The organism is Aliiglaciecola sp. SL4 (assembly GCF_041538045.1).
Taxonomy (GTDB): domain Bacteria; phylum Pseudomonadota; class Gammaproteobacteria; order Enterobacterales; family Alteromonadaceae; genus Aliiglaciecola.
Genome location: NZ_JBGOSE010000002.1, coordinates 1 through 24,542, shown reverse-complemented (window position 1 = coordinate 24,542; position 24,542 = coordinate 1). Strand labels below are relative to the sequence as shown.

Annotated in this window: 21 protein-coding genes; 11 read left to right on the top strand and 10 right to left on the bottom strand. The window is 42.1% G+C overall.

What is annotated here, in order from left to right:
- Together AB6T38_RS03810 and AB6T38_RS03805 are read right to left on the bottom strand one after the other, a co-directional pair.
- Window positions 1–861 carry a sulfurtransferase gene (locus AB6T38_RS03810; protein ID WP_372546064.1) on the bottom strand — a complete coding sequence of 287 codons (861 nt, stop codon included), beginning with the start codon at window positions 859–861 and terminating at the stop codon, window positions 1–3.
- On the bottom strand, window positions 851–1,168 hold the full coding sequence (locus AB6T38_RS03805; protein ID WP_372546063.1) for an antibiotic biosynthesis monooxygenase: 318 nt from the start codon (window positions 1,166–1,168) through the stop codon (window positions 851–853). Before AB6T38_RS03805 ends, AB6T38_RS03810 begins: the two co-directional genes overlap by 11 nt.
- Window positions 1,169–1,310: 142 nt before the next feature.
- On the opposite strand from AB6T38_RS03805, the gene AB6T38_RS03800 reads away from it, so the two are divergent.
- Entirely contained in the window at window positions 1,311–1,826 is a 516-nt protein-coding gene (locus tag AB6T38_RS03800; protein WP_372546062.1) for a cupin domain-containing protein, read from the top strand.
- Between the two features lie 86 nt (window positions 1,827–1,912).
- Here AB6T38_RS03800 and AB6T38_RS03795 read toward each other — a convergent pair whose 3' ends face one another.
- The 3 genes from AB6T38_RS03795 to AB6T38_RS03785 are packed head-to-tail and all read right to left on the bottom strand — an operon-like array spanning window position 1,913 to window position 4,492.
- Window positions 1,913–2,908: an adenosine deaminase gene (locus tag AB6T38_RS03795; protein WP_372546061.1), complete on the bottom strand. Its 996-nt coding sequence runs from the start codon at window positions 2,906–2,908 to the stop codon at window positions 1,913–1,915.
- 20 nt (window positions 2,909–2,928) lie between these two features.
- Window positions 2,929–3,834 (bottom strand): allantoinase PuuE, encoded by a 906-nt coding sequence (gene puuE / locus AB6T38_RS03790; protein ID WP_372546060.1) that lies wholly within the window; start codon window positions 3,832–3,834, stop codon window positions 2,929–2,931.
- A gap of 13 nt (window positions 3,835–3,847) precedes the next feature.
- On the bottom strand, window positions 3,848–4,492 hold the full coding sequence (locus AB6T38_RS03785; protein ID WP_348490623.1) for a TetR family transcriptional regulator C-terminal domain-containing protein: 645 nt from the start codon (window positions 4,490–4,492) through the stop codon (window positions 3,848–3,850).
- A gap of 284 nt (window positions 4,493–4,776) precedes the next feature.
- Here AB6T38_RS03785 and xdhA point away from each other — a divergent pair, with 284 nt between their 5' ends.
- The 7 genes from xdhA to AB6T38_RS03750 are packed head-to-tail and all read left to right on the top strand — an operon-like array spanning window position 4,777 to window position 12,827.
- Window positions 4,777–6,216: a xanthine dehydrogenase small subunit gene (gene xdhA / locus AB6T38_RS03780; protein ID WP_372546059.1), complete on the top strand. Its 1,440-nt coding sequence runs from the start codon at window positions 4,777–4,779 to the stop codon at window positions 6,214–6,216.
- Complete coding sequence (gene xdhB / locus AB6T38_RS03775) at window positions 6,209–8,593, top strand: xanthine dehydrogenase molybdopterin binding subunit (protein WP_372546058.1); 2,385 nt, start codon at window positions 6,209–6,211, stop codon at window positions 8,591–8,593. Before xdhA ends, xdhB begins: the two co-directional genes overlap by 8 nt.
- Entirely contained in the window at window positions 8,587–9,441 is an 855-nt protein-coding gene (gene xdhC, locus AB6T38_RS03770) for a xanthine dehydrogenase accessory protein XdhC (RefSeq protein ID WP_372546057.1), read from the top strand. The genes xdhB and xdhC overlap by 7 nt, the downstream gene beginning before the upstream one ends.
- Entirely contained in the window at window positions 9,438–9,944 is a 507-nt protein-coding gene (uraD, locus tag AB6T38_RS03765; RefSeq protein WP_372546056.1) for a 2-oxo-4-hydroxy-4-carboxy-5-ureidoimidazoline decarboxylase, read from the top strand. Before xdhC ends, uraD begins: the two co-directional genes overlap by 4 nt.
- A gap of 15 nt (window positions 9,945–9,959) precedes the next feature.
- Entirely contained in the window at window positions 9,960–10,283 is a 324-nt protein-coding gene (gene uraH / locus AB6T38_RS03760) for a hydroxyisourate hydrolase (RefSeq protein ID WP_372546055.1), read from the top strand.
- Between the two features lie 6 nt (window positions 10,284–10,289).
- Window positions 10,290–11,618, top strand: a complete 1,329-nt coding sequence (guaD, locus tag AB6T38_RS03755; protein ID WP_372546054.1) for a guanine deaminase — start codon at window positions 10,290–10,292, stop codon at window positions 11,616–11,618.
- Window positions 11,619–12,827, top strand: a complete 1,209-nt coding sequence (locus AB6T38_RS03750) for a urate hydroxylase PuuD (protein WP_372546053.1) — start codon at window positions 11,619–11,621, stop codon at window positions 12,825–12,827. It begins immediately after the preceding gene.
- A gap of 9 nt (window positions 12,828–12,836) precedes the next feature.
- Here the strand turns inward: AB6T38_RS03750 and hutG are convergent, their stop codons facing one another.
- On the bottom strand, window positions 12,837–13,817 hold the full coding sequence (gene hutG, locus AB6T38_RS03745; RefSeq protein ID WP_372546052.1) for a formimidoylglutamase: 981 nt from the start codon (window positions 13,815–13,817) through the stop codon (window positions 12,837–12,839).
- The gene (hutI, locus tag AB6T38_RS03740; protein ID WP_372546051.1) at window positions 13,810–15,021 is read right to left on the bottom strand and encodes an imidazolonepropionase; all 1,212 of its coding nucleotides are present in this window, start codon (window positions 15,019–15,021) and stop codon (window positions 13,810–13,812) included. Before hutI ends, hutG begins: the two co-directional genes overlap by 8 nt.
- 98 nt (window positions 15,022–15,119) lie before the next feature.
- Between hutI and hutC the strand changes: the two genes are divergently transcribed.
- Genes hutC through hutH form a run of 3 tightly spaced genes read left to right on the top strand, consistent with a single transcriptional unit; the run spans window position 15,120 to window position 19,050 of the window.
- A complete protein-coding gene (gene hutC / locus AB6T38_RS03735) occupies window positions 15,120–15,830 on the top strand; it encodes a histidine utilization repressor (protein WP_372546326.1) in 711 nt (236 codons plus the stop codon).
- Between the two features lie 27 nt (window positions 15,831–15,857).
- Window positions 15,858–17,537 carry a urocanate hydratase gene (gene hutU, locus AB6T38_RS03730; RefSeq protein WP_372546050.1) on the top strand — a complete coding sequence of 560 codons (1,680 nt, stop codon included), beginning with the start codon at window positions 15,858–15,860 and terminating at the stop codon, window positions 17,535–17,537.
- Window positions 17,530–19,050 (top strand): histidine ammonia-lyase, encoded by a 1,521-nt coding sequence (gene hutH, locus AB6T38_RS03725; RefSeq protein WP_372546049.1) that lies wholly within the window; start codon window positions 17,530–17,532, stop codon window positions 19,048–19,050. The genes hutU and hutH overlap by 8 nt, the downstream gene beginning before the upstream one ends.
- Window positions 19,051–19,279: 229 nt before the next feature.
- On the opposite strand, the gene AB6T38_RS03720 is transcribed toward hutH, so the two are convergent.
- The 3 genes from AB6T38_RS03720 to AB6T38_RS03710 form a co-directional block, all read right to left on the bottom strand.
- Window positions 19,280–19,660, bottom strand: coding sequence for a VOC family protein (locus AB6T38_RS03720; RefSeq protein WP_372546048.1), 381 nt, complete (start codon window positions 19,658–19,660; stop codon window positions 19,280–19,282).
- Window positions 19,661–19,765: 105 nt separating this feature from the next.
- Window positions 19,766–23,026: a glycoside hydrolase family 15 protein gene (locus tag AB6T38_RS03715; RefSeq protein WP_372546047.1), complete on the bottom strand. Its 3,261-nt coding sequence runs from the start codon at window positions 23,024–23,026 to the stop codon at window positions 19,766–19,768.
- A gap of 439 nt (window positions 23,027–23,465) precedes the next feature.
- Complete coding sequence (locus AB6T38_RS03710) at window positions 23,466–24,362, bottom strand: YihY/virulence factor BrkB family protein (RefSeq protein WP_348490597.1); 897 nt, start codon at window positions 24,360–24,362, stop codon at window positions 23,466–23,468.
- Window positions 24,363–24,542: the final 180 nt, after the last annotated feature.

The window sequence follows — 24,542 nt, the reverse complement described above, 5'->3', positions numbered from 1 at the left end:
TTATTCAATGGGACATGTGGCATCAGCCCCCCACTCACTCCAAGAGCCATCATACACAGCCCAGTTTTCAACCCCAATTTGATAAGCCGCCAAGGCCAAAATACATGCGGTTACACCAGAACCACAAGAGAACTGGAGCTGGGGAGCTACACTATTGTGGCTAGCCACAAACGGTTTAAAAAGCTGTTCGATAGCAGCGGTATCGATGAATTTACCGTTATTTAGCACCTGCGCATAATGTAAATTTTGTGAACCCGGTATATGCCCGCTTCTCACCCCTTTTCTAGGTTCAGCTTCAGTGCCATGAAACCTAGCTGCACTTCGCGCATCTATTACAACACAATTAGGGTTATGCAAATTTTCTAAAAGCTGGTTTTTATCCACCAATAACTCTGGGGTATACTTGACCTTATATTGGGATTTTTCGGTATTTTTAACTAACTCAGATTCAACCGCAAATCCGTTATCGATCCAAGCTTGCAGACCACCATCTAGTACCAACACTTTTTGGTGTCCCATGGTTTTCAACATCCACCAAACCCTTGGTGCACTAAAACTGCCTTGGTCATCATAAATAACCAACGTAGTATCATTGCTGATCCCCAAGTTAGACATTTCTTTAGCAAAGAGACTTGGTGAAGGCAGTGAGTGAGGAAGACCCGTATTTTTATCAACAAAGACATTGTCGAAATCGAAAAATAGTGAATTAGGTAAATAACAACTTTCAGTTTGTTTACTGACGTAATTCACCGGAAAGTCCACAACAGTATACAAAACTTGTACTGCCCCTTGGGTTAATAACTCTTGTAATTGCCTAGGGTTAATAAGGGCTTTATGGGTTTTGAGTTGATTAGAATTCATAGTCTCTCTCTACTTTGGCTATTCTTACTGAATAAGCTTGGTACCACTTTTGTTTACCTAGTTGCTGGGCAACTAAATGTTGTTGTTGATTTTTCCACACCTTAATTGATTCAAGGTCTCGCCAGTAGGAAACCGTAATACCAAGATCCTGTCGTGCCGACTCTATGCCTAAGTAACCATCTATTTGCTGAGCTAATTCAAGCATCCTGTTTGCGGTTTCAGCATAGTTATCATCTATTTTGCTAGCAACAGAAGTAAAAATAACAGCGTAATATGGTGGCTTAGGGGTTTGCGCTATTTGCGTCATTCTTGCACTCCTTGATATAGTGACTTACCTAATTAGTCTACTAAACCGCATATCAATGAAGTTATCAATATATCATCTCACTGCAAGCTTTTTAGTCTTAATCTTGAGTGCTTGTTCGAGTCAAAGTCATCAGGAAATCAATATGACAGAGCAAAACCCAACAATTAAGCAATTGGTGGACACCTTAAACTTAGAGCCCCATGTGGAGGGAGGTTACTTCAAACAAACCTTTAAAGCTGACAGTCAACTTTCTGTCAATACGCCTAAGGGCTCTAGAGTAACAATGACCTCAATATACTATTTGTTAAGCGCAGATAGTCCCATAGGCCACTTCCATCGTAATACCTCAGATATCATGCATTATTTCCATGCTGGTGATCCAATAACCTATTATCTCATTCACCCTGACGGTACTTTGGAAACCAAAGTGTTAGGCCCAGATGTACTGGCCGGGCATGAATATCAATTTGTTGTAAAAGGTGGAGTTTGGAAAGCCTCTACAATTTCCCAAGAAGGCAAAAATGGCTATGGTCTGATTGGTGAAGCGGTAGCGCCAGGCTTTGAATACACCGACATGGAGTTGGCAAATAGGCAGGCATTAATGGAAGCCTTTCCTCAGCATCAGGAATTGATTCAAGGTTTAACTCGCGAACATTAGGGTTAACCAGTTCACAGCAAACGATAGTCAGAGCATAATGATAGAAAGTTATAAATAACTGACTTCAGATAGATAAGCTTAGCAAGCTAAACTAGCTTATCTATTTTCCCTAACCAGTGGGCTTTTTGCTGTTCACTCAGAAAACTGCCAGTGAAGCCGTTTTTGACCAACTTTATTAATTGTTGTTGATTCAAATTGAGGGCCTGCTGCAAGGCTTCAAAATTTTCATTTAGATAGCCGCCAAAATAGCTAGGATCATCTGAATTCACTGTAACTAAAATATCCTTGGCCAAAAGGTCGAGGATATTATGCTCTTTCATATCATCGAATACGCATAGTTTTGTATTCGACAACGGACACACAGTTAACGGCATTTGTGTTTCAGCCAGTGTTTGTAACAATTTAGGATCATCCACACATCTGACCCCATGATCGACTCTATCGACCTTTAACAATTTTAAGGCTTGCCAAATATAATCCGCTGGACCTTCTTCTCCCGCATGAGCAACACACGATAACGCTAGAGACTTGGCTTGTTCAAACACCCTAACAAATTTTTCAGGAGGATTACCCAGCTCAGAGCTGTCTAATCCCACGGCTTCAATGTGCTGCAAATAGGGTTTAGCTGCCGCTAACGTATCGATGGCTTCTTGTTCTGTTAAATGACGCAAAAAAGACATAATTAACAAACTAGATTGCCCCCATTGTTGGGCAGCATCGTCCATCGCCCTAACAAAACCCGGCATAAAGGTTGCGAAGGGAATTCCCCTGTCCGTATGGGTTTGCGGATCGAACATCATTTCCGTATGCACAATATTTTGTTCTTTGCACTTGAGTAAGTAACGCCACATTAACTGATAAAAATCGTCTTCATCAACCAAAACAGACGCACCTAAATAATACAGGTCTAAAAAGCTTTGCAGATCCTCAAAGTTATAAGCGGCATGGATTTCGTCAATACTTTTATAGGGTAAGTCAACATGGTGTTTTTTACTTAACTCAAGTAATAAATCGGGCTCTAAGGTGCCCTCAATGTGAAGGTGCAATTCCGTTTTCGGTAATTGTTGAATTAAGTTGTTCATAGTGACTCTTTTTATCTTTGTTATTTTTTGAGTGGAAAATTTGTCAACCAATGTTGCGCTATCTGCTCTCTTGTACACAGCCAAACATGGTCAACGCTTTGTACATATTCAATAAAACGACGTAACGCTGCTAATCGAGCTGGACGACCTATAATTCTGCAATGGAGACCGATAGACAACATTTTAGGGCTTTCTTCCCCTTCTAAATATAAGGTATCAAATGCGTCTTTCAAATATTGATAAAACATCTCGCCATTATTAAACCCCTGTGGCGTAGCGAAGCGCATATCATTGGTATCTAAAGTATAGGGCACCATCAAAAGAGGTTTGCTGTAGTGATGGTCGTAATAGGGTAAATCATCAGCATAAGTGTCTGCGCAATACATTATGTCATCACGTTCGGCAATTAATTTAAGGGTATTGGGACTGGTTCTACCGGTATACCAACCGCTAGGAGCAGTGCCGGTAATCTTCTCATGCAAATGCAGGGATGCATCAATTAATTTACGCTCTTTTTCAATGGGCATATCTTGGTAATCTATCCAACGCATGGCATGACTGGCAATTTCCCAATTAGACGCTAACATTGCTTCTACTGCTTCTGGGTTACGCTGCAAGGCCATGGTTACACCAAAAACAGTTACCGGAACTTTTAGCTCATTAAGCAATCGGTAAATACGCCAAAACCCCGCTCGGCTGCCATATTCGTATAAGGTTTCCATACTTTGATGTCGATCTGCATAAGCTTTAGCCCCTATGATTTCAGACAGAAATATTTCCGAAAACTCGTCGCCATGCAATACGCAGTTTTCACCACCCTCTTCATAATTTAGAACGAATTGAATAGCAATTTTTGCTTTATTGGGCCACTTTGGGTGAGGAGGAAATTGCCCATAACCTTTTAGATCACGAGGATAAGACTGCATAGAGGTTGTCCTTTTATCGATATTGCTCAGGTATGTCTAAACTACAACCTTTCAAAATTAAATTGATAATAGATTTAGTCGCATCTTCAAATTCAGCCCGATCCATTTCTTTACCTTGTAAATGGGTGATTTGAGCGGAAAAATCAGCATAATGTTGACAACATGCCCAGATGTTATAAAGCAAATAATGGGCACTAGAAAATTGAATTTGACCTTGATCTATCCAATGTTGAATAACCTCAACCCTGCCCTTCATCCAAGCAGCGTGTTGTTCTTTATAGAAGCCATACAAGTTAGGAGCGCCATTAATGATCTCTAAAGCGAATATGCGAGATGCTTCAGGTCTTACTAAAGAAAACTCCATTTTATCTGTTATATAACGGGCTAACACTTCCGCAGGATCATCATCTTTAGTGGCCTCATCAAATACGGAGTTCCATAATTCTAAAATTTGTTGTAAAACTGCTAGATATAAATTTTCTTTACTCTTAAAGTAATATAATACATTCGTCTTGGGTAATTGAGCCCTGTCAGCGACTTGCTGGATTCGAGTACCTTTAAAACCATGTTTTGCGAACTCATGTTCAGCTGCATTTAATATTAATTGTTTATTTGCCGCGCCGATTCGGCCTTCTTTATTGGTTTTATTATCTGTCATGGTCCATTATTTCTGTAATTGAAGGTTGAAGCCTGTGAAGGCGTACGTCTATCATCCTGTTAACAATGTATCATTAGTTCTTGGCATTTCTAAGTCGCCATGCAAACTATTTTAAATATAATTTATCATTTAACTTTAATATAAGTTGACCAATTGGTCAGGTTTTATATTATAGGCATAGTAACAATCAATCAAAACAAAATTTCGCAATATTAGTTTGTTCAAATAATCTAGAACATTGATATTTAAATAATGATCAACCAATACGATAGTCGGGAAAAGCTATGGTTCAATTTTTACTTAACAATGTGAAGACTGATATTGATTCAGTGGAAACAGATCTGACGGTTTTAGACTATCTTCGTGAACATCAAGATTTGTGTGGGACAAAAGAGGGATGCGCATCGGGCGATTGTGGTGCTTGTACCGTGGTGTTAGCACAATTAAATGAGCAACAAGACGGTATCGAATATAAGACTATTAATAGCTGTGTGACTTTCACCAGTGCATTGCAGGGCAAGCAACTTATTACCGTGGAACATTTGGCGGATGGAAAAAATTTACATCCAGTGCAATCTGCTATGGAAAACCAACATGCTTCCCAATGTGGTTTTTGTACCCCAGGTTTTGTGATGTCGCTTTTCGCGATGTATCATCAAAATAAATCTGCGACTCGACACAATGTAGAGATGGCCCTGTCAGGCAATTTATGTCGTTGCACTGGGTACCGCCCTATCATCGATGCCGCGCTTTCAAGTTGTGATAATAAAACAGCAGACAAGTTCGATGAATCAAAATCTCAAACCATAGAAAGTTTAAAATCCATTAAAAATAACAATGCTGGTTTAGCCGGTCTATTTGTGCCGACCTCACGTCAAGCACTGACCAAACTAGTGACAACTTATCCTCAAGCCCGATATGTGGCTGGCAGCACTGATCTCGCATTGGAAGTAACCCAACAACTGAAAAGCCTTGATGGTTTGATCGATCTTAAATCTGTGCCTGAATTAAACCAATTAACCGTCACAGATACTCATTTGCAGATAGGTGCTGCGTTACCCTTTAACCAAATTGAACCCGTCTTATTGGAACACTTTCCATCCTTAAGCGAATTATTATGGCGATTTGCGTCGGTTCCTATTCGCAACCAAGCTACCTTAGGTGGAAATGTAGCAAATGCCTCTCCTATTGGGGATATGCCACCTGTATTATTGGCATTAAATGCAACAATTACAGTAGACAATGGCAGCGCAACAAAACAAATTCCAGCACGATCATTTTTTCTAGATTATCGTAAAACCGCATTACAAAAAGGCGAATGGATCGATTCGATTCACCTCCCCTTATTGCAAACAAACAACATATTAAAGGCATACAAAGTGTCGAAACGCATGGAAGACGATATTTCTGCTGTCTGTGCGGTATTCCATCTAACCATCCAAGATAACAAAATTGAGAGCGTATCGACTGGCTTTGGTGGAGTTGCTGCAACCCCCGTTAGTGCCAATCAATTTGAACAAGGCTTACTTGGCGTGGCTTGGGATTCGGCAGACACCTTAGAATTAGGAAAACAACTATTACAGAATACTTTCAAGCCTATGGATGACGTTCGCGCTTCGGCTGAGTATCGCACCGATTTAGTGGTAAATTTATGGCATCGTTTTTGGTTGGAAAACACCCAGCAAAGCAAGCTAATTGAAACTCGGGTGGTAACTCATGCGTAAACTCATTGATTTGGAATTAGATAATAGCCCCAGCGGAAAGATTGGTAGTTCAAGTAAACATGATAGTGCTAAACGCCATGTTACCGGCAGTGCCATTTATGTTGATGATAAAAACCTGCCGGCGAATACCTTATATGCGGCCATAGGAACCAGCAAAGTAGCTTGTGGAACTATCCAAAAAATCGACTTATCAAAGGTGAAGTCGAGCCTCGGTGTGGTCGATGTTATTACGGTAGATGATATTCCCGGTCATACCGACATAGGCCCAGTTTTTAAAGGCGATCCCATACTCACCAAAGATAAAGTTAGCTTTAACGGGCAAGCGATTTTTGCTGTATTAGCCACCTCAACCCGCTTAGCTAGACAAGCGGTACTAAATGCTGAAATTACCTATAAGCAATCGCCAGCAACCTTAAACACTGATGAATCTCACCAACAGCAAGACTTTGTGCGCCCTGCCCATACCATGCAACAAACATTGTCTGCAAAACTTGAAGCGCAAGATCTTCATCAGATCACCTCCTGTTTAGATGTGGGCGGACAAGAACATTTGTACTTAGAAGGTCAAGTGTCTGTGGCAGTGCCACAAGAAGAAGATCGCATGATGATCTATACCTCTAGCCAGCATCCAAGTGAAGTACAGAAGTTGGTTGCCGAGGTGTTGGATGTGTCAATTAATAAAGTAACCGTTGATATGCGTCGTATGGGCGGTGGTTTTGGCGGCAAAGAAACCCAAGCTGCACAATGGGCGTGTATTGCAGCCGTTTTGGCATCACGGCAATCGGTACCGGTTAAAATCCGCTTACCGCGAATGCTTGATATGCAAGTAACAGGTAAGCGCCACCCTTTTACCAATAAATACAAGGTGAACTTTAATCAAGATGGATTAATTCAATCCAGTGAGTTTGAAATAAATGGCGATTGTGGTCACTCTCCCGATTTATCCGATGCCATAGTGGATCGCGCCATGTTCCACGTAGACAACGGCTATCACCTAGGTGAGACAGAAGTGGTGGGACATAGATGTAGAACCAATAAAGTCTCACACACAGCGTTTAGAGGTTTTGGTGGCCCCCAAGGGATGATTGTTGCAGAAGATATGCTGGATAAAATTGCTCGGCATACAAACCTAGATCCGCTGACCGCCAGAAAACGCAACTTTTATCAGAACGTAGGGGTTGAGCATACCCATTACGGAATGCCAATTGGACAAAACGTCTTGCCAGACTTAATTGAAAAATTGGAAAAAAGTAGTGATTACTGGCAACGTAGAAAGCAGATTCAGGAATTTAATCAGTCCAGCCCTATTATTAAAAAAGGTCTGGCCTTAACGCCGGTAAAATTTGGTATCTCGTTTACCGCTAAACACCTCAATCAAGCAGGCGCACTGCTGCACATATACACAGACGGCAGTATTCAAATAAACCATGGTGGCACCGAAATGGGCCAAGGTTTACATACCAAAGTGGGTCAAATTGTGGCCAATGAATTTGGTTTGCCGATTGATAAAATAGAAGTGACGGCCACACGCACCGACAAAGTGCCTAATACCTCCCCGACTGCGGCATCGAGCGGTACCGATATGAATGGTAAAGCGGCTCAAAATGCCTGTATTGAAATTAAACAAAGGTTAGCTGAGTTGATGGTTGACCTTTTCAATAAACAATCAGCTCAACAAAACACCACTGAGACCCCGCAAACAGTGAGTGTCGATGAGGTGAAATTTATCGATCAGCAGGTTTGTTTGCATGATTTCACGCTGCCCTTTGGGGAATTAATCCAAACCGCTTATTTTGAGCGTATTTCCCTTTCCACCACAGGTTTCTACCAAACCCCGAAAATTCACTATGATCGTGAAACCGGTAAAGGGCGACCGTTTTTCTACTTTGCCTACGGTGCATCATGCAGCGAAGTGCTAATTGATACCCTTACCGGTGAAATGCGAGTTGAGCGTGTGGATATTCTCCACGATGTGGGTAACAGTCTTAACCCTGCAATCGATATTGGTCAAATTGAAGGTGGATTTATCCAAGGTATGGGATGGTTAACCACGGAAGAATTATTGTGGGATAAAAGCGGTAAATTGATCAGTAATAATCCGGCAACCTATAAGATCCCAGCCATAGGTGATACTCCTAGAGAGTTCAATGTTGACCTATACCCACATGCCAATACTGAAAATACCATTTATAACTCTAAAGCCGTGGGTGAACCGCCGTTAATGTTAGCCATATCCGTTTGGTGTGCAATTAAAGATGCCATTTCTAGCCTATCTGACTATGCATTAGATCCCGATTTAGATACCCCTGCTACCCCTGAGAAAATTCTCAAAGCGTGTCAAAGTATGAGCATTTCACAGGATGCAAAATCATGCTAAAAAATCAGTGGTTTGATGGGGTAATGCATTGTGAAAATACCGCCAAAGCCTATGTAGTGCTTACGGTAATGGGCTCTGTGGGGTCAACCCCTCGCCCCCAAGGCACCAAAATGGTGGTCACAGAAGACCGCATGTTTGACACTATCGGCGGCGGGCAGTTGGAACATTTATCGATTCAAAAAGCTCGGGAGTTACTGGCCAGTAAAACTCAAAACCAACACGTAGAATACTTCCCCCTAGGCGCTAAATTAGCCCAATGTTGTGGCGGTGCAACCCATGTCTTGTTTGAGGTATTTTGCCAACACGTCAATCAATTGATGATTTTTGGTGCAGGTCATGTAGCACAAGCATTAGTACCAATAATTTCTCAGCTTCCGTTGAGTATCATCTGGGTAGATTCACGACAAGAAATGTTTGATCAGGTGGATAAATCACAAATGCAGTTGCCGGCAAATGTAACTACCATAATTGCTGATGATTGCACTGATGCGTTTGCTGAATACGCCGCCAATTTTGTATTGGTGATGACCCATGATCATCAACTGGATTATGACTTGGTTCATACCGCAATACAGATTGAGAATGTTGATTATTTAGGTTTAATCGGTTCGCAAACCAAAGCCAAACGCTTTCAAACACGCTTAGCAAACCATGGGATAAGCGAACACATGCTGGAAAAATTAGTTTGCCCAATTGGCATGACCGACATTCCAGGAAAGCGTCCCATTGAAGTTGCGGTGTCCGTTGCTGGACAACTTATTAATTTACTCAATAAACACCAATCAAACGTAACTCAAAATAGCCAAGCGGCATGGTTACAAACCAAGGAAATTGCGAAATTATTATGAGCTTAGATGAACTCAATGCATTATCAGAAACCGAAGCTTACCAATGGTTTAAAAGTTGTTGTGAATCTACAACTTGGTCAACGTTCATGGCGCAATCCCGTCCTTTCACGTCCCTTGAACAGATAAAAAAAATCGCAACCGAGAAATGGCCATCGTTAACCGAAGAAGATTATCTAGAAGCATTTAAAGCCCACCCAATGATTGGTGATATTAAAACCTTAGAAGCTAAATATGCCAATACATCTGGCTTAGCAGAACAAGAACAAGCCAGTGCCATAGGCGCAGATCCTAAAGTCTTACAGGAGCTTCACCGTCTCAATCACCTGTACCTTGAAAAAAACCATTTTATTTTCATTATTTGTGCCACTGGGCAAAGTGCCGAAGCCATGCTGGCAGCAATTAAAGAGCGCATTCATAACGATACTAAAACTGAAATTGCATTAGCCGCACAACAACAATTAAAAATCGCTTTAATAAGAATAGACAAAGGCCTAACCGCCTAAACAGAGAATAAATTTATGAATAGCTTATCTAGTCACGTACTCGACACGGCAGCAGGAAAACCAGTGGCCAACTTAGCATTACAACTGACCACCCCTGATGGCACAATTGTTCACGCGCAAACCGATAATGATGGTCGTTGTAATCAATGGGCCAATACGCAGTTTGTTGCCGGAAACTATCAACTGCGCTTTTCTGTTGAAGCCTATTTAGTCGCCAAACACGGCGAAAGTTTCTACCCTTTTGTGGATGTCAATTTTACCTTGCCTGAAGATGGGGGTCACTATCACGTGCCTTTGCTGATCTCCCCATACGGTTTTAGTAGTTACCGAGGCAGTTAATCGCATATGAGTTCAGACCTACAAGTATTTCGCAGTAGTATTCTCCACTTCCCAGTAACCACGGACTCTCCAGACGAGAGTTATACGTATTTTAAAGATGGATATTTGGTTACGCGTAACGATAAAATATCCGCCATTGGGAATTATTCAGCGTTACCTGAGGAATATTCGACATTACCTATTACTGACTATCAAGGTAAGTTGTTGTTACCCGGTTTCATTGATAGCCATTTACATTTCCCACAAACCGAAATGATAGCCAGTTACGGTGAACAGTTACTGCAGTGGTTGCAAAACTTCACGTTTCCCACTGAAACCAAGTTTCAAAACCACGATTATGCCCACGCCATGGCAGAACTATTTTTAACTCAGTTATTTTGCAACGGCACCACCACAGCCATGGTGTATTCTAGTGTCCATAAACAAGCCACAGATGCACTTTTTAGTGCGGCAACGGCTCATTCAATGGCGTTAATTGCTGGTAAAGTCTGTATGGACCGAAATTGTCCTGAAGACTTGCAAGACTGTCCTACTTCAGCACAACAAGACAGCGCTGAATTAATTGACAAATGGCACAATAAAAATCGCACTAAGTATGCATTAACCCCAAGATTTGCACCTACCAGTACTGAAGGTCAGTTGGCCGCCTTGGGTGAATTAGCGCAACAATACGACGATGTATATATTCAAACCCATTTGTCTGAAAATACCCATGAAATTGCTTGGGTCAAAGAGCTTTATCCGCAACATCAACACTATTTAGATGTATACGATCATCATCATTTAGTCAGAAAAGGCAGCGTATTTGGACATTGTATTCATTTGCAGCAAGCGGAATGGGATTTACTTGCCCAAACAGAAGCTACCATTGCCTTTTGTCCGTCTTCAAACTTATTTTTAGGCAGTGGTTTATTTAACCTCGACAAAGCTAGGCAATCATCGGTGAACGTGGCGTTAGCCACCGACGTGGGTGCTGGAACTTCGTTTAATATGCTAAGAACCTTAGGGGATGCGTATAAAGTTTGTCAGCTCAATCATTGTAAACTTTCGGCATTAAGTGGCCTTTACATGATGACCCAAGGCACCGCCGCTGCCCTAGATTTAGAGCATAGTATTGGGAATTTAAACCCAGGTAGCCACGCTGATTTTGTGGTGTTAGATCCTAAATTTAGCCAACTGAGTGAAATAAGAACAGATTCGTTACTTTCAGAAGGCACTGTCGAGCTGCCCTCTGATGTTTTGTTTGCTTTGAGTATGTTAGCAGATGAACGCACAACTGAAGCCACTTATATCGCCGGCAAAGCGGTATTTAAACAACCCACTAGGAGCAATTAAATGGTTTGGATGGACTGGGTATCACTGTTTATACGATGGTTTCACGTTATCGCAGGCGTTGCGTGGATTGGCGCTTCCTTTTATTTTATTTGGCTGGATAATAACTTACAAGCGCCACCAGATTGGAAAAAGGATAAAGGTATTAAAGGCGACCTTTGGGCCGTACATGGTGGTGGTTTTTACGAAGTGGCCAAATACCAATATGGCCCTGAGAAAATGCCTGAAACCTTGCACTGGTTTAAATGGGAAGCCTACACCACCTGGATAAGTGGCTTCAGTTTACTCATCCTAGTCTATTATTTTGGTGCCTCAGCATTTTTAATCGACCCCAATGTGATGGAGTTGACTGAAACCCAAGCCATATTAATGGGACTAGGTTTAATATTTGGTGGCATGCTAATTTACGAAGTGGCTTGTCGTAGCCCTTTGGCAAAAAATCCGCTGGTTTTTGCGGTCTTTCTACTACTGCTATTAACCCTTACTGCTTGGTTGGCCACTCAATGGTTTAGCGGCCGCGGGGCTTATATCCATGTGGGTGCGCTCATTGGGACCATTATGGTTGCCAATGTATTTTTACAAATTATGCCTTCACAAAGAGCTATGGTTGATGCCGTGAAGAATAAACAAGCGGTTGATCCTAGTTGGGGAGAAAAAGCTAAGTTACGTTCAGTACACAACAATTACCTCACCCTACCGATCCTGTTTATCATGATCAGCAACCACTATCCCATGACCTATTTGCATCAGCATAACTGGTTAGTGTTAATCGCGCTTTGTGTGGTGTCGGCTTGGATTAGACACTTTTTTAATTTAAAACATCTAGGTGTGGTTAAGCCGTCAATCTTAATCAGCGGTGCTGTGGCTATGTTGGCAATTGCGATTTGGGTGTCAGCACCGAATATGCTGACCACCCAAGTAAATAACACCGACGAAGCAAAACAAGAAACTGCGCTGGTGACTCAGCAGCAAGTAAAAGAGGTATTAAATAAACATTGTTTATCTTGTCATTCAACCAACCCCACCGATGAGATGTTCCCTTCACCTCCCCTGGGATTGGTGATGGATGATTGGAAAGATGTTGAAAACAAATTGAGTGTTATCTATCAACGGGTATTTGTAACACGTGACATGCCATTTTTAAATAAAACCAAAATGACCGATGCAGAGCGCCAGTTAGTTGCAGACTGGTATTTACAAAACTTAAATTAAACAATGCTTTTAAACGTTTGTTAAGTCGTCACCTTGGGCTTTTGCATGAACGGATTCAAATAGGATACGAGCCGCTAATTTAGCGGTTCGAGAATCCATATCAAATTTTGGATTCAGTTCTGCAATATCCATCAAGCGCCAGTTAAAATTCAAATCAGCCTGTTGGGCACTTAACCAACGCATAATTGAAATGACAAAAGTAACAGGGATCCCCAGAGCACTGGGCGCACTTACACCTGGTGCTAATGCTGCAGGGAAAGCATCCAAACAAACAGTCAGATAAACTTCGTCCACCGCGTTTAGCATAGGCATTATCATTTCTTTGGCCCGCGCTATATCGGCATGTTGCTGACAGTCCTCATCCAATAAATACTCCACTTGTAGACTATTGGCGCAGTCAAACAACACTTGCGTATTGGCCGCTTTAGCCACTCCTAAACAAATGTAATGAAATGCTTCAGCATGCTGATGGCAAGTATCTGCAATTTGGTAAAAAGGCGTGCCAGAGCTTGGATCTGGTGCTGGTATACGCAGATCAAAGTGCGCATCAAAATTTATAATGCCAATTTTTCGTTTGTTTTTCGCCTGAAGATAATTGCGTAAGCCAGTATAACTGGCCAGAGCGATTTCATGCCCGCCGCCCAAGCCAATAACAAAGCCAGACGAATTCAATGCGCCATTAATTTGCTGGGCATACTTATGTTGCGCTGCTGCAAGGTTGGTTTTTGCCTCAACATTGCCTAAATCTTTGATGGATTGCTCTAAATGCCATGCCAAACTGCAAAGACTGCTGCGAATGGCGTTTGGCCCGTCTTTGGAACCCACTCTACCTTTATTCACTGCCACACCAAGATCGCTGTTGAACCCCAATAGCGCGATATCGGTTTGCGCTGTGGTTTGTTCAATCACCTGATGCCAACGAAGGCTTTTACTGCCACCGTCGCTGTCAACTCTTCCTATCCAATGAAACCATGAGTTTTGACTAAACAAGTTGGCCTCCAAACCATCTTTTGATGGGGTTATATTGATTGATCCCATATACAAGTTGGGCTGGATGGGAGATATCCCATAAACATAAGTCTGCTCGACAACCAGCTTTGATTATCCCCCTATCATCTAACCCTAACGCTTTGGCAGCATGCACTGTTATGCCTTTTAAGGCTTCTTCTGGGGTTAACTCAAATAATACACAGGCCATGTTGGCACAGGTAAGTATGGAGGCAATGGGTGAACTGCCAGGATTCAAGTCGGTGGCCACTGCCATGGGTACTTGCTGAGCCCTTAACGCTTCAATGGGCGGCTTTTGGGTTTCTTTTAAAAAATAGAAAGCACCAGGAAGTAATACCGCCACCGTATTGGATTGTTTAAGGTAAACAACATCTTCAGAAGTGAGATATTCAATATGATCAACTGACAAAGCGTGATAGTCACAGGCTAATTTCGCGCCTTTTAAGTCACTAAGTTGTTCAACATGGGCTTTCACATTGAGGCCAAGGTTCTTTGCTGTCTTGAAGACTCGTTCACATTGGGCGGGTGAAAAACCGATGCTTTCACAAAATACATCCACACTATCCGCTAAGCTTAGTTCACTGACCTTAGGCATTACCTGATGACAAACGAAGTCAATATAACCCTCGGGATCGCCAGCGTATTCAAGCGGTAAGGCATGGGCACCTAAATAAGTTGTACGAATATTCAGCGGTAATTCAGTACCTAAGGTATTCGCCACTTGCAGCATTTTTATTTCGGTATCTAAATCTAAGCCGTATCCAGATTTCACTTCTAAGGTACTTACCCCTTCATGGATTAATGCTGTGGCTCTGGCGATTGCCGACGCTAGCAAAGCTTCGGGGCTGGCTTTTCGTGTGGCATTAACGGTACTTTTTATGCCACCGCCTTGCTCTGCAATTTGTTGATAACTCTGGCCATTGAGGCGCATTTCAAATTCATTGGCACGATCACCGGCGTAAACCAAATGGGTATGGCAATCCACAAAGCCAGGTAATAACCAGTTTCCACCACCGTCGAATTTAGTTAATGGAGTAACCTCACAATTGTCCATCTCTCCAACATAGATAATGCTGCCATTATCGATTGCTACACAGCCATTCTCTATGGTCCCGTAGGGCTCGGAACCATCTAGCATAGTGGCAATTTGAACATTGTAAATCAGGTAATCGCATTGCTTCGGCATAAGATCACTTTAGGGCCATTAAATGAATAGTTAGTGTACTTGCAGCCACTTGTATATACAAGTAAGATACAAGAAATTTACAATTGAACAACATCGGTATGGCCGCACATTTTATTAAAATCAAGTCCCATTTATTAGCGCGAATTGAAGATGGAAGCATGCAGCATGGGGATAAAGTTCCATCGGAAAATAAGCTGGCTGAACAATTTAATGTTAGCCGGATGACGGCAAGACGGGCGCTAACCGACTTAGTCAACGAAGGGATTTTATTACGCTCACAGGGATTAGGTACCTTTGTGAGCGATCAGCGTCCCATGAGTTCCATGTTAGAAATTAACAGTATTGATGATGAAGTCTTAGCCCGTGGTCATAGTTACGCCAATAAGGTCATTTGCCAAAACCAAATACCCGCCACTGCACATCAGGCCAATTCTTTAGGCTTAGCTATAGATGATCCCGTTTACCATACGCAAATAATCCACTTGGAAAATAATATCCCTATTCAACTAGAAGACCGTTTAGTTAACCCCAAATACGCCCCTGAATATATAGCTCAGGATTTTAATAAGATCACAGCCAATCGTTATCTCAATAAGGTGGCACCTTTAACCGAAGCAGAACATGTCATAGAGGCTTTATTGCCTGCAGAAGAAATTGCCCTGGCCTTATCCGTTAATACACAACAGCCCTGTTTACTGATTTCTCGCCGTACTTTTTCAGCCAAAGGCATCGTCAGTTTTGCCAACCTTTATCATCCGGGCAATCGTTACCGATTAGGTGGTCATTTAGATTTCCCTGCGTCTACATAGACGTCATTCAAATAAGAGACTCTCACTATGAACAATAGATATTCAAAACGAGTTGTAAAAGCCCCAACGGGCAGTCAAATCAGCGCTAAAAGTTGGTTAACGGAAGCGCCCATGCGCATGTTAATGAACAACCTAGATCCAGAGGTTGCTGAACATCCACATGAACTTGTGGTTTACGGTGGTATTGGACGCGCAGCACGAAACTGGCCATGTTTTGACAAAATAATTGAAGTACTGCAACGCCTAAACGATGACGAAACACTGCTTGTACAAAGTGGCAAACCCGTTGGGGTATTCCCCACCCACAAACATGCTCCTCGGGTATTAATAGCAAACTCGAATTTGGTACCTCGTTGGGCAACTTGGGAACATTTCAATGAGTTGGATAGACAGGGGCTGATGATGTACGGGCAAATGACCGCTGGTTCTTGGATCTACATTGGTTCACAAGGCATAGTGCAAGGTACATACGAAACCTTTGTGAGTATTGCTAAAACCCACTTTAATGGTCAAGCAGCGGGTAAATGGATATTAACAGGTGGTCTAGGTGGAATGGGAGGCGCTCAACCCCTGGCAGCAACCATGGCGGGTTTTTCAATGCTCGCGGTAGAAGTTGATGAAAGCCGTATCGATTTTCGACTAAAAACCGGCTATTTGGATAAAAAAGCCACGGATCTTGCCCATGCACTAACACTGCTTCAACAAGCAAAACAGGATGGCAAAGCCATTTCAATCGGATTGTTAGGCAATGCAGCCGATGTATTTAGTGACATTGCTAATTCTAATATGATTCCTGATGTGGTCACCGATCAAACCAGTGCCCATGATCCCCTTAATGGTTATTTACCGCAGAACTGGACCCTTGAACAAGCTGCTGAAATGCGAAAACAAGATGAAAAACGCGTGGTGATAGCTGCTAAAAAGTCCATGGCGGTACAAGTAGAGGCAATGCTCGCACTACAAACTAAAGGGGCTGCAACCTTAGATTATGGTAATAATATTCGGCAAATGGCATTGGAAACCGGGGTCAAAAATGCCTTCGATTTCCCCGGTTTTGTGCCCGCTTATATTCGTCCATTATTTTGCCAAGGGATAGGGCCGTTTCGCTGGGTAGCACTCTCTGGTGATCCCGAAGATATTTACAAAACCGATGCCAAAGTAAAAGAGCTGATCAACGATGATCCCCACCTACATCAATGGCTAGATATGGCCAAACAACGTATTCAGTTTCAAGGGTTACCGGCAAGAATATGCTGGGTAGGTTTGGGACAAAGACAAAAGCTAGGATTAGCATTTAATCAAATGGTGCGTTCAGGCGCACTATCTGCCCCCATTGTTATTGGCCGAGATCATTTAGACTCAGGCTCGGTCGCTTCCCCTAACCGCGAAACAGAAAGCATGTTAGATGGCTCTGATGCGGTATCCGATTGGCCGCTACTTAATGCAATGTTAAACACCGCAAGTGGCGCAACTTGGGTAAGCCTGCATCACGGCGGTGGGGTTGGTATGGGGTTTAGTCAACATTCGGGGGTGGTTATTGTCTGTGATGGCACAACAGAAGCTGATGAGCGTATAACAAGGGTACTTCACAATGATCCGGCCACCGGCGTAATGCGTCATGCTGATGCAGGATATAACATTGCCATCCAATGCGCGAAACAAAAGCAACTCGACTTACCTATGTTAGAAGGCATTGAACATGACTAAGATCGTCTTAAAACCTGGCCAGGTTAATCTTCAACAACTGGCTAAAATTCATCGCCAACCGGTGCAATTAGCACTAGATGAATCTGCGATTGAACAAATCAATAGAGCAGAAAAAACCGTCTTAGATACGATTGCCACCGGTAAAACCGTCTATGGTATCAACACCGGATTTGGCTTGCTTGCCAACACCAAAATCCCACAACATGAATTAGAGGCCTTACAACGTAGTATTGTCTTATCCCATGCAGCAGGGACGGGTAATTTTATGCCAGACAATACTGTTCGATTAATGATGTTTTTGAAAATAAACTCATTAGCAAGAGGCTACTCTGGTATTCGATTACGTGTTATTGAAGCTCTGATCACACTCTTTAATGCGCAAGTGTATCCTGCGATTCCTGAAAAGGGATCCGTTGGTGCCTCTGGCGATTTAGCTCCCCTAGCGCACATGAGTGCGGTGTTATTAGGTGAAGGGGAAGCCTTCTATCAAGGACAAAAGTATCCCGCAGCCGAAGCATTAAAAATTGCCAAACTCTCTAAAATTGCACTTGCGCCAAAAGAAGGATTAGCACTTTTAAACGGAACTCAAGCCTCTACGGCCTTTGCCTTGCAAGGTTTGTTTTATGCCGAAAACGCATTAAACAGTGCCATTGCCATCGGCAGTTTAAGCGTGGAAGCCGCGTTGGGCTCGAGAGTACCTTTTGATGAACGTATTCATGTAATCCGTGGCCATCAAGCACAAATAGATGTTGCAAAGGCCTACAGACAACTATTAGCCTCCTCAAACATAGGGGATTCCCATCAAGGGTGTAGCAAAGTGCAAGACCCCTACTCTTTGCGCTGTCAGCCTCAGGTAATGGGTGCCTGTTTAGGGCAAATACGATTTGCCGCCCAAACCCTGCTAATTGAAGCCAACGGCGTATCAGACAACCCACTGGTTTTTGCAGATAGCGGAGATATTTTATCTGGCGGAAATTTTCATGCAGAGACCGTCGCCATGACCGCTGACATGTTAGCCATTGCGTTATGTGAAATTGGTTCTTTGGCCGAACGCAGAATGGCGCTACTTATCGACAGTAATCTTAGTGGCTTACCGCCATTTTTAGTTGAAAATGGTGGGGTTAACTCAGGTTTTATGATTGCACAGGTTACCTGCGCCGCCTTAGCCAGTGAAAACAAAACCTACGCTCACCCAGCATCCATTGATTCTTTGCCCACCTCGGCAAATCAAGAAGATCATGTTTCCATGGCTACTTTTGCTGCCCGTCGATTAAGAGACATCTTTGATAATGTGGCGGGAATATTAGCCATTGAGTGGCTTGCTGCAAGCCAAGGCGTGGACTTTAGAGCACCTTTAACCACCAGTAAGCAACTGGAACGAGTAAAACACTTACTGCGTACAAAAGTGCCCTTTTATGACAAAGATAGGTATTTTTCACCGGATATTGAAGATGCAAAAACTCTCATTCGCAGTCACGCACTTTCAGATCTCGTACAATTAAAACTGCTCTGAAACAGCGATCTTAGTTTATGCCCATTGGGCTCTATAAGGGTAAATTGAAGAAGAGCAAATATAACGGTTAATTCTAATTAACCAAAATAGAAATAATTCGGAGCATAAAGGGGAAATACAAAAGGGATTTGAATGAAGTCTAAAACGAGATATTTACTATAAAAAAATTAATCAGGTGGAACAGTTATGTCTGCCACACTCGGCAGACATAACTAAAATGCTTTAGCAGTTAACCCATGCGCTTTAAAGCGCAGAGTTTATTTCCAGCTGGATCTTTCAAATAAGCTAAATACATGTCACCTGCAGGAGATTTGCGGATCCCAGGAGGATCTTCGCAGTCAGTGCCACCATTTGCCAAACCAGCAGCATGCCACGCATCCCCTTGCTCTGGACTATCTACTGAAAAACCAATAGTACTGCCATTACCATGACTAGCAGGCTCACCATTAATTGGTTTAGTAATTGCAAAAATACCGGTATCAGTTATATAAAAACAGCGACCTTTAGGGTCAATGACACCAGGTTTACAACCTAACTCAGCGAAAGTAGCATCATAAAACGCTTTCGATTCTTCGATACTATTTGCGCCTAACATAATGTGACTAAACATACTTAACTCCGTTAAAAACTTATTTTAAGAGAATAGATTAACGTGAAAAACTGCAATAATCTATTGTTTATCAAGAGTTAATTAATAATTAACATCGGGAATTCATCATCTGTTAGTTTGCTCCGTATCGTGATGAATAAGTTCTTTTTCAACATCATCATCTTGGCCTGAGTCAGTATTGGCACTTGGGCGAACGGTTAGCAACATACTCAATGCAGATACAATAAATGCCGTGGTTTGTTGTGGTGAGATGGTATAAAAATACTCCCACGCCTGACTTTTATAGTCGGAATAACGGTTTGCTCGTTCCGGAAATTTATCAAGATACGCTAAATTAACGGCATGACCGATTGCAGCATCAACAATAATGGGTTCATCAATTTTCAAACTTGGGTTTTGTTCAAAAAAGCTGGCCATTGCATTTAAAGATTCGATAGTTAATTGACGATATTCAGCGGCATGAATATTATTCAACATATGTTCTGTCATTAACGCAAATGCAGTCTCACCTGGAGTCATATCGCTGAGCACTACACCACTATCAATGCGGTTTCTGCGATCCATCTTATTACCAATCACTAATCCTGTGGTGTGATGCAGTATGCGCCAAATTTGCTTATTAAATGATGCCGAACGACGGTCAATAATTCCTTGATGTTGTCGCCAAACCAGCCAGCCATCTTTAGGAGGAGAAAGTTGCTCTAAGCCTAAATCTTGCTGCCAATTTAGTTTTTCCGAGATACCTTTGGCATGCAATTTTTCCATTTTCATAGGCAAATCAGAAAGAGATTGGTAATCTTTTAGCACCGCTTCCAAACGTTCTTGAATCACCGAAGGTGCCATTGCCATGAGCTTTTCATAGGCTTCATCAGTCGCTAGATTTTCAGACCGCGCTATTTGGCTGGTAAGCAAAATAATTAGATAACTGACTCGAATGGTCATCAATTCTCTGAATAACTCAGGTCGAGCTTTTATTAATAGCCCAAGACAAAGTAAAACCTCTTGAGTTAAAATCTGATCACGCACATCATCACGGCAGTAATGATGAATTTTTTTCATTAACTCTTCATCAGTTAGTGGCCTAGATATTAGGGATTCATCAGTATATGAACGCCCCACTTGAATATTCTTTTGAGCTACCAAAATGGCGCTAACGACTAAACCCAAATCGCCATCCACTTTTTCTAATAAACCAGCAGCATGTCGTAGCACAGACCATAAGCGTAAACGCCCTGCTTCACTGTATACCTCTTCTAAGGCATCAGTTAATCGGTAACAACTGTCACTGTAGGTAATTGTAGAATTTACCCCCTGAAGTTTAACCAATACCGATAGCAACTCCACTTGTTCAAACAAGTTATCTGAGGCCGCTAATCGGTCTGCTAACAATTGAGTGTCGGTGATAAAAGATATTTCTAGTTCTTCGCCTTGGGTTAGAGGCGCATTGGCATTACTAGAGATTAACGTGGTTCTAAATGGCGTTGTACTAACAGAAATTTCTTCCGGCAATTCATAACCATTCAAATCTACAAATCGCTCGATAGCCGCTGTTGGGATGAGCTGCGCCATTTTACCCAACTTCACTGGAATATCATTGACATAACCAGAGTCTATATTTTTAATTAATTCAAAAAACGAGGTTCTATCGGCATCTAACATTTGATGAGTTAGCATAACAGTGACCGTCGGTCTGCCACTTTCTGTCCAATTTCGATGTAAATAACTCAATTCACTTTTAAATCGTCGCACTAAAAAGTCGATGTCATAACTTAAAAAGAAAGCTTGCTGGATAAACGACGGTGTTAAACACACAAATCGTGATTTTCCTAAAGCATAAACCCGACTGGTGGTTAAACTTTTAGGGATCCTAAAAGATCGCCCCGTTAATCCCAATGAAGAATTTGCCCCCACCTGTGAATACATATTGGCGATATCTTCAGGTCGACACACCTTAACAGGAGAAATATCACTGATTGTTTCGGTTATTAAACCGCTACCTGCTAATTCAGATTGTAGCGCTTCGTCTTCTGCTAAAAACACCAGTTGGACAACTGGCTTTTTACTGGGTTTAACATGACGACGTCCGATAGGATCCAAATCTCCAGGACGCAATAAACCATCTTCTAACATCGCTCCCAACAAAAACAGACTCTGAGCCCACACGAGGGGGACATTCTCATTTGGTAAGCGGTCTTGTGAATGTGGGTTTTCGCGCTCTTTTTCAATTGACTCTAAAGGAACATAGTACAATTCAGGAAGTAATAAATGACCATCTTGCTCCACCATTACTGAGTCTAAACGATTTCGATAGTGTTCCACTTGTTCGCGATCGTCGCGGAATATGGCGTCTAAATACAAATACGCATAAAACAAAGGCCATTCTGATTCTATATTTTCAAACTGCTTTAATTCCTGCTCTTCGTAATGTAAACGCTCTTCATCTTCTAAAACCGTTTGATGCCCATCACGTAAAAAACGTTTTAAGCCATAACGGCCCTCAAGCTTATTAATAATTTTGCTTCGAACTTTATCACCGAGGGTTTGACTTGGTGCTGCAAAAGCTGGAAAACCAACTACGCTCAGCAAAGCGGCGTCAATTTCTTTGGTAATTGACTCACGGGGTAACATTTCACTCAAGGTAATGTTGGCTTGGGCAATATTATCTGGCACTACGTGAATGACCGAGCTTTGTGAACCTTTAGCACCGTACAGGTTGAAACCTGACAGCGCTTCTAACGCCGCTTTGGCCATTCCTAACGAGCTGGCATTTAACTCAACATGCCCACTATTGGATTTCGCTCCTCGCTCCCATATACCAAAATCTGGAGTCCGATAGGCTCGTTCAATATAAAAGACTAGGTTTTGGACAAAGTCGACTTCTTCATCGCTCCAAATGAGCTCTAAGCCCGACGCTATCATTTGCGTGAGGGTTAATAAAAAGACAGATGTGGCATCAATTTGCAAATGCCCCCACTCATGGTCAGCAACAACGTTATCACCGGTGGCAGTATCGTATTTTGCGTGTAAAGAATCTTTTGGACTGCGACTTTTCTTAAAAGCTTCAACTTTCGATGACTGACTCATCATTGAACGCAATAAACCGCGCATTAATTTGACTGTGCGCTGCTGAAGTTCAAACCCTCGGCCACCATCATCATCTAGCTGACGATAGGCTAAAGCAAGACCCCAAACGGCTAAAATACTATAAACGTTGTCTCGCACCCAGGCATCTTGATAATTGCCATGGTTTGTTATTGCGGTACTTGCTGGCAGTAGTCCAGATATTGGGTGTTGCTTGTCTATTATGACCGCTTTAATTTGTTGATAATATTTATCTAGGTTCGCCCTAAGATGAATGTCTTGCATAATCGTTCCTACCACTGTGGATAATAGATGCTAAAAAAATGGGCATCTTGAAAATAGTTAATTACTGTACGTTGCTTGTATGATCGATAAATTACCACTGTGATCTCAAAAGTGGATTGTAAACCAAGTAATTAATTAGATAATAATCACTATCACAAGGTTTAACTTAGCTATAAAAACCAGCAAAGTTCAGGCCAAATTTATTTGCTATTGCTTTTAAGCCCCTTTTAAGTTCCCAGTTAGGTTCCATAAGCAAACGGAAACTAACAAGTATTTTATCTAACATTATAATTCTATAAACAATTATCTAAATCGATTAAGTAAACCATAATATCACCATCAAATAAACCGTAAAGCTAGTTAAAATAAGTCAATGTGATGGGATCTTTGCTCGAATTAAGTGCAAGCTAATGAATGATCTATTACCTGAATATATTTTTTAGGACAAAATACGTTTATCTACCCGCACAGCTGTATTACGTGGCACAATTTCCTTGCCCCTTGCTAATAAATGAACACGTGTAAATGCGGCACCGTACAACAATATTAATGATGAGTAATAAACCCACAGTAAAATGATTACCACGGAACCAGCAGCACCATACGCAGATGCCGTAGCAGTGTATGCAAGGTATGCAGCGATTCCATACCGTCCTAAAGAGAACAAGACGGCTGTGACCATGGCACCAACCATCACGTCTTTCCAACTGAGCTTAACGTCCGGTAACACTTTAAAAATGGTGGCAAATAGCAATGCAATCATCCCTAAAGAAACTATAAATTCAGCACTACCAAGTAACAGTTCTACGAAGGGTAAAAACTCAGCGGTAAAATTAAGCACAGCTCGTAATGCAACGCCTAAAAGAAGGGATGTAAGTAAAACAAAACCGATTGACAGCACTACCATTAATGAGAACAAACGCTTTTTAGCGAGTAAAAATAAACCATTACGATCAGGACTTGCTGTCACCCCCCAAATCGAATTTAACGAATACTGCATTTGTCCAAATACGGTAGTTGCACCGAGCATTAACGCACCAACGCCAAGCAAAGTTGGTAAAATTCCAGATGCTTCAATTCGAGATTGGCTTACGGTACGTTCGACCACTTCAGCTGCCTCTTTGCCCATAATGTCTGCAAATTGAGCCACAATTTGGCCTTGAGCAGCATCTTCGCCTAACACTACCCCGATAACGGTGACCGCAATAATAACGATTGGCGCTAAAGAAAATAACGTGTAAAAAGCCAAAGCACCGGCATAACTAAACGCATTTTCATCCAACCACAACTTAGCGGTATCCCGTAATATATTTTTCCAATAGTGCACAAAGTGCATCGCAGTAATTCTCCGTAGCTAAACTCAAAAGGCTAACCCAACTAAACAGCCGAAGTAACCATTGTCAATGAGGTAGTGTTTAAAGCAAAGCAGAGTAAAACACATCCCCCCGCTATGCAACAGAGATTGGAATCCGCCCGCCTGTAGCATGGCCTTTAGGCCATGGACACAAACCAATCA